Source organism: Cohnella suwonensis (assembly GCF_042655365.1).
In the GTDB taxonomy this organism is placed as follows: domain Bacteria; phylum Bacillota; class Bacilli; order Paenibacillales; family Paenibacillaceae; genus Cohnella; species Cohnella suwonensis.
Window position 1 is genome coordinate 41484 of record NZ_JBHSMH010000097.1, and the last position, 791, is coordinate 42274.

Below are 791 nucleotides of genomic sequence, written 5' to 3' on the forward strand. Positions count from 1 at the left end.
GGTACAAGGCCTATGCCATCGTCAAGGACGCGGTTGGCAATGCTTCGAGCGTAGCGGCAATTCCGTTCACAACGATAGCAACGCCGGATACAACAGCGCCAACGTTAAGCTTAACCAGTGCAAGTGCAACGACCGAAACGACGACAACCTTAAACTTCACATCGGATGAAGCAGGAACCTACTACTATGTTGTCTATGCAGCGGCAGACGCAGCGCCGAATGCGGCAGCGATTGAAGCACAAGGAACAGCCGTAGCCAAAGGAACAGCGGCAGCAGGCGCAACAGCGAACACGGCTAGCGTAACTGGTTTAACCGCATCCACAGCGTACAAGGCCTATGCCATCGTCAAGGACGCGGCTGGCAATGCTTCGAGCGTAGCGACAATCCCGTTCACAACGATAGCAACGCCGGATACAACAGCGCCAACGTTAAGCTTAACCAGTGCAAGTGCAACGACCGAAACGACGACAACCTTAAATTTCACATCGAATGAAGCAGGAACCTACTACTATGTTGTCTATGCAGCGGCAGACGCAGCGCCGAATGCGGCAGCGATTGAAGCACAAGGAACAGCCGTAGCCAAAGGAACAGCGGCAGCAGGCGCAACATCGAACTCGGCTAGCGTATCTGGCTTGACCGCATCCACAGGGTACAAGGCCTATGCCATCGTCAAGGACGCGGCTGGCAATGTTTCGAGCGTAGCGGCAATTCCGTTCACAACGATAGCAACGCCGGATACAACAGCGCCAACGTTAAGCTTAACCAGTGCAAGTGCAACGACCGAAACGACG

General features: G+C 54.4%; 1 pseudogene. It reads left to right on the forward strand.

The features are described 5' to 3' along the window. Nucleotides 1–791: pseudogene (locus tag ACFPPD_RS21670) on the forward strand (hypothetical protein); the annotation flags it as partial.